Genomic DNA, 7,518 nt, shown 5'->3' with positions numbered 1-7,518 from the left:
GGATCTCGTTTGCCGTCGTCAGGATGCGGCTCGGCGTAGCATCCTCGTAGCGCAACTCCCACCACCACTGGTGCCCGGTCACCCTGATTGTCAGCACAGCCTCCGAGCCGATCGCAGCCAGCGTCCTGTTGGCGAAAAAGCTTAGCAGCGTCAGTCCGATCAGGATGATGGCGGTCAGTCCGACGGCGGACGCGACCACGCGCATCTTGCGGCGTTCGGCCGCTTCGTCGAGTAAGAGGGGTTCATCGCCGGGACGCGATCGCATAACCAGCGGTGCTGCGAGCGCGATCATCACCAGCACCCACACAACCGCGCAAAGCGCGGTGAAGAACCAGATCAGCCAAGCCAACTCGCCGGCTGCGGGGCCTTTCGGATCCAGCGCCGACTGCCAGCCTGCGCATCCCTGCAGAAGAAGCAGGACACAGAGGGCGAAGGTCATCGAAGCCAGGCGTTTCACGGTGATTTGCCCAGTGTCGCGGCATCCGGCAGGCGGTTTTCCGAGGGATGCACCATCATGCCGTCATTGCGTTGCGGCGCGGCGGAGGAGGGCGCGTTGCCGCCCAGTGCACGCACATATGCCGCCAGCTCCCATATCTGGTCGTCGGGTATCTTCTGGCCGAAGCTCGGCATCCCGTTCGGCCTGCCGTCGCGGATCGTGGCGTGGATGCTTTCGATCGAGCTGCCGTAGAGCCACTTCTCGTCCATCAGCGCCGGGCCCATGCCGCCACCGCCATTGGCATGGCAGCCCGAGCAGTTGAACCAGTTGAACAGGCGTTTGCCCTCGCTCATGTGGAAGGCGTTGGCCTCGAAGCTCGCCGCCTTGTTGTCGGTGGGGGAGGGGCGCTGTCCGCCCGGCTCCAACGTGGTCACAGGCGTCGGCTGCTCACCTGAGCCGAGCGCCGATTGCGGTTGCGTGTCGCGCTCCTCGCGCTGGCAGGCGACCAGGGTCAGCGTCAAGGGCAGTAACAACGCCAGAGCGTGCCTCATCGCGCCGGACTCCCGGCCATGTCCAGACGCGGTACGCCGTATTGCGCCAGAACCGCGTCGATCTCGGCCTTGTGTCTGGCAAGCGCGCTATTCACATCGCCACGCAGCGCATCGTCCTCGCGCCGAACACCCATTGAGATGTCGTACATTAGCGGCAGTTGCGGTCCGTCGATGCGAGGCGTGACCGGCGTGATCCGGAGCGACACCTTTTGCCTCTGGGCGAAATAGCCGGCGAGCGGACCCCAGACCACGGCAAGATCGATCTCGCCGTTCGCGACAGCTTCGACGATGCGCGCCGGAGGGTTGGGAGCGGAGTAGTCGCCATAGACGGGGTAGCCGATGAGGTGCCCGACGATGCCGCGGCGGCCAAGCGCCTGGACAGGCGGCGAGTTGGCGCCATCGTCGCCGATGAGCTGAACACCGATACGCAATTCTTGCAACCGCAGGTCGTTGAAGGAGGTCACGTCCGGGCCGTCCTGGCGGGTCACGAAGACATAGGACGAACGGTAGTAAGGCGTGGTCGTGCGCAGCATTTCGAGATTGGCAGGCGTGCCGGGCACGAGATCGCAAAGGCCTGCCTTCAGCGTGTTACGGATGAAGCCACGGCGCTGCGCCCACCAAGTATACGTCAGCTTGGCGCCGAGATCAGTGGCGATAATTTCCGTGATCCTGTTCTCGAAGCCTTGACCGGCCGCGTTGGAAAACGGCATGTTGTTCGGGTCGGCGCACACTCTCAACTCACGTGGATTGGCAATAGCCGGCAAGAGCAACAAGGCGAGCCCGGCCATGCCGATGGCCACCCGTTGGAACGCCTTTCGCGCCGGACGTACGGTCAAGTCCAATCCATCAAGGCAGCCGGAACACATAAAGCGTGCCTCCCGCCGTGGTAGCGTTCTTTAGATCCTTCATCGCGTTGACGAAGCCAAGTGCCGCGGTGGCATCGCGTGGGTCGAGGTCGCCGGAAACGATGGCACCGGCCCAGCCACCGACGCCTGACAGAGTTGCGACATATTGGTGCCCATCGGGGCCGCGATAGGTTATCGGCTGGCCGATGATGCCGGACGATGTCTTGAATTGCCAAAGGAGGTCGCCAGTCCTGGCGCTGACCGCCTTGAACCAGCCTTCCATGGTGCCGTAAAAGACGACATCGCCGGCAGTGACGACGGTGCCGCTCCACACCGGAAAGTTCTCCTTCAGGACCCAGGCCGGCTTGGCGGCGGCAACATCCCAGGCGGTGAAGGCACCACGATTGCCGCCCGGCCCGGGGATCATGCGTACGTTCATGCCGACATAGGGCGTGCCTGCGATGTAGTTTACCTCGACGCCTTCTTCATCCATGCAGAGATTGTTGTGGGGGATGTAGAGCAGGCCGGTCTTCGGCGAAAAGGCCGATGGCTGCCAGTCCTTGAGGCCGGACGCTGTCGGGCAAATGTCTCGCACCACCTTGCCGGTGCCGGTTCTCTTGTCGGGGTTTGCAATCAGCCGGCCGGTCTTCAGGTCGACGCCCTTGCTGGAATTGACCGGGCCATAGGCTGTGGCCGACAGCACCTCGCCAGTGGTTCGATCGAGGATATAGAGGTAGCCGTTGCGTTCCGGTCGGACTAGGACCTTGCGCGGCTTGCCTTGCCAGGTCATGTCCAGAAGGATCTGCTCGTTGATGCCGTCATAGTCATGGAGGTCATGCGGGCTCCACTGATAGAACCACTTCGCCGCTCCGGTATCGGGATCACGCGCGAAAATACCGGACGTCCATTTGTTGTCGCCTGGCCGCAAATCCGGATTCCACGGTCCTGGATTGCCTGTGCCGTGGAAGATCAAGTTCAAGTCCGGATCGTAGGAGATCCAGCCCCACATATTGCCGCCGCCGATCTTCCAGGCTTCGGGCGGCCATGTCGTCACGCCAAGGTCTGTGCCCTTGTCCATGTCATAGTGGGGCTTGAAGTCCGGGCCGATCAGCACATCCTTGTCGGGTCCAGTGCCATAAGCCGTCCAGACAACATGCCCGTTTCCGGCATCCAGCGCCTTCACCCAGCCGCGGACGCCCATTTCGCCGCCGGAATTGCCGACCAGAACTTTTCCCTTCACCACCAGCGGCGCCATGGTGATTGTCTCGCCGATGTTGATGTTGCCGATATGAGCGTTCCAGATCGGCTTGCCCGTATCGGCATCGAGCGCGATCGTGTGGCCGTCCAGCGTGTTGAAGAAGATGCGCCCGTCGGCGAAGGCCGCGCCGCGGTTGACGACATCGCAGCAGGCCACCCCTTGTGCCGCCGGCTCGGGGTTGGGCTCGTACTTCCATTTCATCGGCGCGCCTGGCCTGGAGAGGTCAAGTGCGTAGACGATGTTGGGAAAGGGCGTGACGATGTACATGCTGCTGCCGACAACCAGCGGCGCTGCTTCCTGGCCCTTGTTCACGCCGGTCGAGAAGGTGAAGGCGACCTGCAGGTTCTTGACGTTGCCTTCGTTGATCTCGGTCAGGTCGCTGAAGCGGGTCGACGCGTAGTTCTTGGCCGGCATTGTCCATTGCCCGTCATCGGGTGGCGCGGCCGCGGCGGGCGGCGCAATAGCCGCCGCCGATGGGGGCTCCGAGGCACCGCTCAGGAATGGGCCGCATGCCAGCAGCATCACCGGGAGTATGCAGGTGCGAAAAGAATTCCAGGTCGCCAATGCGCGGGCGCCTTGTCCTGCGTCAACGCGCGCCGGTGCCGGGTGCAGCATGCCTTTCATTTGTGGATCGAGCCTCCCACGCCGGCGCCGAGCTCCGCCGCGATGTCAGCCTCGGTGCCGGCACAAAGCGGATGACCCCAGCCCGAGGCGCTTTTGCCGCCGGGATCGAGATCGTAGACGATGGCGTCCTTGCGATTGGGATTGACCCCGGCGGGAACCTTGTCGAGGCCGAGCGCCGCGCGAACACGCCAGGCGACATTGTGATCGGCGCATGAGGAATCTCCGGAAACCCCGATCCCTCCGACGATGCTCTTGCCGTCATAGAGGGCAAGTCCGCCGCCAAACACAACGACGCCTCCAATCGGCTTGCCGACGAGGGGATCGCTGGCGCTTCCGAACGTTTTGGGATCGCCCGCATAGGCCGCGGCCTGGTTGACCGGATTGGTCTCCTGCAAGCCGAAAAGCGGCCCGCCCGGCTGCGCCCCCGCGTAGAGATTGGCCGTCGATAGGGCCATCTGCGCCAGGCTGAGTCCATTGGCCGTGTTGGCCTTCTCTGCCGCGACGAGGCGACTGCCTGGCCATTGCGAATCGGCGGTGGGACCGCTGAAAGCGATCGCGCATACGGCGCCGTCGCGGGCGACGATAGCGGCCCATTCGTTGGTCTCAAAGCCACCGTTGGCAGGTCCGCCGCTTGCTTTCACATTGGCCTTGAGGACAGCGAGCAGCTTATCGTGGTCGGCCGGGCAGGGCGCCTGTGCCATGGCTTGGCCCTGTGGGAACAGGCCACCCGTCAACAACACCAGACCAAAGGCTGATAGCAAAAGCTGACAGCGATACATTGTCCTGCCCATTCGTTCGAGCATCAAAGAATCCCGGAGCACTCTGGCAGACTGGAAATGCGAGAATGAAGCCGTGATCCAATGCCGTCGGTATTTAACTTGGGCGATGCAGCTATGTTCCTGCTTCTGCAAAAAATTGCGCAGCCCCCTCGTACGCCGATGCAAGTTGCCATCTGTCCGTGTCGCCGGCGGAATATCCGCGGCGAGATTGTGCTGCCTGCTGTGATACATATTGTGATACAAACAACACCCCGCAGGAAGGAAAAACGTGACAAAAACAGTTGGTTGATGGGCGAACTGATCCCAGCCAACGGTACCACCGGCTTTCCTCATAAAGCATTGGATTTAGTGGAAATGATCGCCCTCCGTTGCAGGAAGCGGTCGGGATCATGCTGCCCAGAGAGGTCAGGGATCACGGAAGGCGTGTGGTTCTCCGTATACCAGCCGTGACGGAGGAGAACGAACGGCAGACCCGAGGTCCGCAACGCAGCTCGACCTTTTGCAACGCTGCGCTGAAGCGCTTGAGGGGTTTTGAGCTATGGCGTTCCGGATGGGTGTCGCATCGGCCCGAACTGCGAGGTCGATCCTGGCTGCGTAAATTAAACTCGTTGACGATGTCCGCTTCTGGCTGTTGGGACGCTTGGTCTTATCGTCCAACTGGGGATCGTATGGAGAACGGCAGCTATCTCAAATGCCTGCCGAGACCTGACAGTCGGTTACAGCCCGTTGCCGCCGGACTGCTTGCGCCCGCTTTTGGTCAGGCGAAATGCGTCAAAAGATGTTCGATGACGCGCTGTGTAGCATCGATGTCTGCCATGCTCAGCCCTCGGCGATGATCGCTAGTGCCTTTGCAAAGCTAGCATCAAGGGAGGTCAGCGCCTCAATCGCTCCGTCATATACGCTGTCGAGTGTCGCTCCCCAGCCGTCTGCTGCGCCACGAGTATCGATGCCAAAGCGGGCGAGCGCCTCCTCGATGCCGGCGTCGATGCGCCCAGCCAATTTTACGCCAGATTCGTTCCAACTTTGTGCGGCGTCTCAGTTGGGCGAACGCCGATAGATACTCGTTTGACAGGAAGAACAATGACCGTTCTCACTTGGTCACGAGCGTCTGTTGGTAGAAGGATCGTTGACAGAGGCGCTCTGGGGCCATAGCGTATTGGTATAACAGGTATGCCAATGATCGGAGTTCTGATCAAGCCGCGGAAGCTTTCGGACGAGGTTGCAGCGCACCTTGAGCGGATGATCCGCGAGGGAGAGCTGGCCGAAGCCGACCGGCTCCCATCCGAACGGGAACTCATGCGGCAGTTTGGGGTCGGGCGCCCTTCAATCCGCGAAGCCCTGCTGCATCTGAGCAAGATGGGCCTTGTCGAGGTGAAATCCGGCGAGCGCGCCCGCGTCACTCGGCCAACGCCCCAATTCGTGATCGACGCCCTCTCGGGGCCGGCGCGTCACATGATTTCGGCCCCCGGCGGGGTTCATGACTTCCAGAGCGCGCGTTTGTTTTTCGAAGTCGGTCTTGCCCGCAACGCCGCCATCAATGCCACCCCAGAAGATATTGAAAGTCTCAAAGAGGCGCTTGAAATCAACCGACAGTCGATCGGGGACCTGACGCGCTTCGAGCGCACCGACGTGGACTTCCACTACGTGCTGGCGGTGATCACCCGCAATCGAATCTTCACAGCTATCCACGCGGCGTTGGCCGAATGGCTGCTCGAACAGCGGCGCACGACTTTGGCCAAAGGTGAAGACCGCAAGGCCTATGAGGCTCATCGCGAAATCTTTGATGCCGTCGCCGCGCGCGATCCAGACGCCTCCGAAGCGGCTATGCGCAGGCATCTGGAATATGTGTCCAGGCGCTATCTGGAAATTGCAGGTGCCAAGTGATGAGGGGCTTCGTGGTCTGGGTCGATTTCCGCCTCAAGCCGGGTGCCCGGGGCAGATTCCGCGAACTTGTGGACGCCAATGCAACCGCGTCGATGCGCAGCGAGGCCGGCTGCCGCCGCTTTGACGTGACGGAGGCGCGCGGCGAACCGGACCGGGTCCTGCTCTATGAGATTTACGATAGCGAGGCCGCATTCGAGGAGCACTGCCGCACCGCTCACTTCGACGAATTCAATACGCAGAGCGCGCCGCTCGTCGTGACCAAGTTGGTGATGACCTGCGACCTCGTTCTTGAGGCCACGCATTGACGAGAACTAGGCGGATTGGCCCTTTTGGGCGAACGGGAGGAAGTGCATGTCAGAGCCAAGTCTCAGGGCGTTAACTTCTCACAGGCGGGTCAAACTTGGTACGCTCGTCGCCGAGTTCGCGACGCCGGGTATAGGTCACATCCTGAAGTCCGCTGGCTGTGACTTCGTCTTTTTCGATATGGAGCATTCGGGCTTCAGCCTGGAGACGGTGAAGAGTGCGATCCGCTATTTCGAGGCGGCCGACCTGCCGGTTATGGTGCGTGTGCCATCGCAGGACTACCATTTCCTTGCCCGCGCCATGGATATGGGGGCCGAAGGCCTGATCGCGCCGATGGTGAGTACCGTCGAGCAGGCGCAGCACATCATCAATTCCATGAAATATCACCCTGCCGGCGTCCGCGGCGTGGCGCTGCAGATCGCTCATGACCGCTACCGTCCGGGCTCGGTCACTGATAAATTCTCAGCCGCCAACAAGCGCTCGACGTTCATCTGCCTGATAGAGACCGCCGACGGCGTCAGGAACATTGACGGCATCGCGGGACTGGACGGGGTCGATTGTCTGTGGGTCGGACATTTCGACCTGTCCGTCTCGCTCGGCATTCCTGGCGACTTCGCCCACCCCACTTTCACTGCTGCAATGGCCAAAATCGTTGCCGCCGCCAAGAAGCACAACAAATCGCTTGGACGCTTGGTGCCCAACGTCGCGCAGGGACACGACTTCTACGCACAAGGTTTTGATTTTATTTGTTATTCAGGCGACGTTTGGGTTCTGCACGACGCGATCGCCGACGCGGTTTCCAAGATCCGGGCCGGGTGCGAATAGGAGCGGAGGAGAC

At 61.6% G+C, this 7,518-nt stretch carries 9 protein-coding genes; 3 read left to right on the top strand and 6 right to left on the bottom strand.

Features of this window, described 5'->3' with window-relative positions:
* From NKJ37_RS23420 to NKJ37_RS23395, 6 genes are all read right to left on the bottom strand, one after another.
* On the bottom strand, positions 1-457 hold a 457-nt coding region (locus NKJ37_RS23420), incomplete at its 3' end, for a cytochrome c oxidase subunit II (protein ID WP_502902009.1).
* Entirely contained in the window at positions 454-987 is a 534-nt protein-coding gene (locus NKJ37_RS23415) for a c-type cytochrome (protein ID WP_352775188.1), read from the bottom strand. The genes NKJ37_RS23415 and NKJ37_RS23420, both read right to left, overlap by 4 nt.
* Positions 984-1,853: a substrate-binding domain-containing protein gene (locus NKJ37_RS23410; protein WP_352775185.1), complete on the bottom strand. Its 870-nt coding sequence runs from the start codon at positions 1,851-1,853 to the stop codon at positions 984-986. Before NKJ37_RS23410 ends, NKJ37_RS23415 begins: the two co-directional genes overlap by 4 nt.
* Positions 1,834-3,714 carry a methanol/ethanol family PQQ-dependent dehydrogenase gene (locus NKJ37_RS23405; RefSeq protein WP_352775182.1) on the bottom strand — a complete coding sequence of 627 codons (1,881 nt, stop codon included), beginning with the start codon at positions 3,712-3,714 and terminating at the stop codon, positions 1,834-1,836. The genes NKJ37_RS23410 and NKJ37_RS23405 overlap by 20 nt, the downstream gene beginning before the upstream one ends.
* A complete protein-coding gene (locus tag NKJ37_RS32000) occupies positions 3,711-4,826 on the bottom strand; it encodes a heme-binding protein (RefSeq protein WP_502895870.1) in 1,116 nt (371 codons plus the stop codon). The genes NKJ37_RS23405 and NKJ37_RS32000 overlap by 4 nt, the downstream gene beginning before the upstream one ends.
* Before the next feature lie 486 nt (positions 4,827-5,312).
* On the bottom strand, positions 5,313-5,492 hold the full coding sequence (locus NKJ37_RS23395) for a hypothetical protein (RefSeq protein ID WP_128304509.1): 180 nt from the start codon (positions 5,490-5,492) through the stop codon (positions 5,313-5,315).
* A gap of 177 nt (positions 5,493-5,669) precedes the next feature.
* Here NKJ37_RS23395 and nanR point away from each other — a divergent pair, with 177 nt between their 5' ends.
* Genes nanR through NKJ37_RS23380 form a run of 3 tightly spaced genes read left to right on the top strand, consistent with a single transcriptional unit; the run spans position 5,670 to position 7,505 of the window.
* Positions 5,670-6,377, top strand: coding sequence for a transcriptional regulator NanR (nanR, locus tag NKJ37_RS23390; RefSeq protein WP_023811936.1), 708 nt, complete (start codon positions 5,670-5,672; stop codon positions 6,375-6,377).
* Positions 6,377-6,682: a putative quinol monooxygenase gene (locus tag NKJ37_RS23385; protein ID WP_023811937.1), complete on the top strand. Its 306-nt coding sequence runs from the start codon at positions 6,377-6,379 to the stop codon at positions 6,680-6,682. Before nanR ends, NKJ37_RS23385 begins: the two co-directional genes overlap by 1 nt.
* Positions 6,683-6,728: 46 nt before the next feature.
* Positions 6,729-7,505, top strand: coding sequence for an HpcH/HpaI aldolase family protein (locus NKJ37_RS23380; protein WP_352442884.1), 777 nt, complete (start codon positions 6,729-6,731; stop codon positions 7,503-7,505).
* Positions 7,506-7,518: the final 13 nt, after the last annotated feature.

This window comes from Mesorhizobium sp. M0140 (genome assembly GCF_040322475.1).
Classification (GTDB): domain Bacteria; phylum Pseudomonadota; class Alphaproteobacteria; order Rhizobiales; family Rhizobiaceae; genus Mesorhizobium.
Note: the sequence above shows the minus strand (reverse complement) of the source record. Positions and strands in the feature narration are given on the sequence as shown.

What these genes read in the sequence shown, in the direction of transcription:
- NKJ37_RS32000 (WP_502895870.1), bottom strand. Translation starts at nt 4,826, where the DNA reads ATGAGGAAAGCCGGTGGTACCGTTGGCTGGGATCAGTTCGCCCATCAA.
- NKJ37_RS23410 (WP_352775185.1), bottom strand. Translation starts at nt 1,853, where the DNA reads ATGTGTTCCGGCTGCCTTGATGGATTGGACTTGACCGTACGTCCGGCG.
- NKJ37_RS23415 (WP_352775188.1), bottom strand. Translation starts at nt 987, where the DNA reads ATGAGGCACGCTCTGGCGTTGTTACTGCCCTTGACGCTGACCCTGGTC.
- NKJ37_RS23405 (WP_352775182.1), bottom strand. Translation starts at nt 3,714, where the DNA reads ATGAAAGGCATGCTGCACCCGGCACCGGCGCGCGTTGACGCAGGACAA.
- NKJ37_RS23385 (WP_023811937.1), top strand. Translation starts at nt 6,377, where the DNA reads ATGAGGGGCTTCGTGGTCTGGGTCGATTTCCGCCTCAAGCCGGGTGCC.
- NKJ37_RS23380 (WP_352442884.1), top strand. Translation starts at nt 6,729, where the DNA reads ATGTCAGAGCCAAGTCTCAGGGCGTTAACTTCTCACAGGCGGGTCAAA.
- nanR (WP_023811936.1), top strand. Translation starts at nt 5,670, where the DNA reads ATGATCGGAGTTCTGATCAAGCCGCGGAAGCTTTCGGACGAGGTTGCA.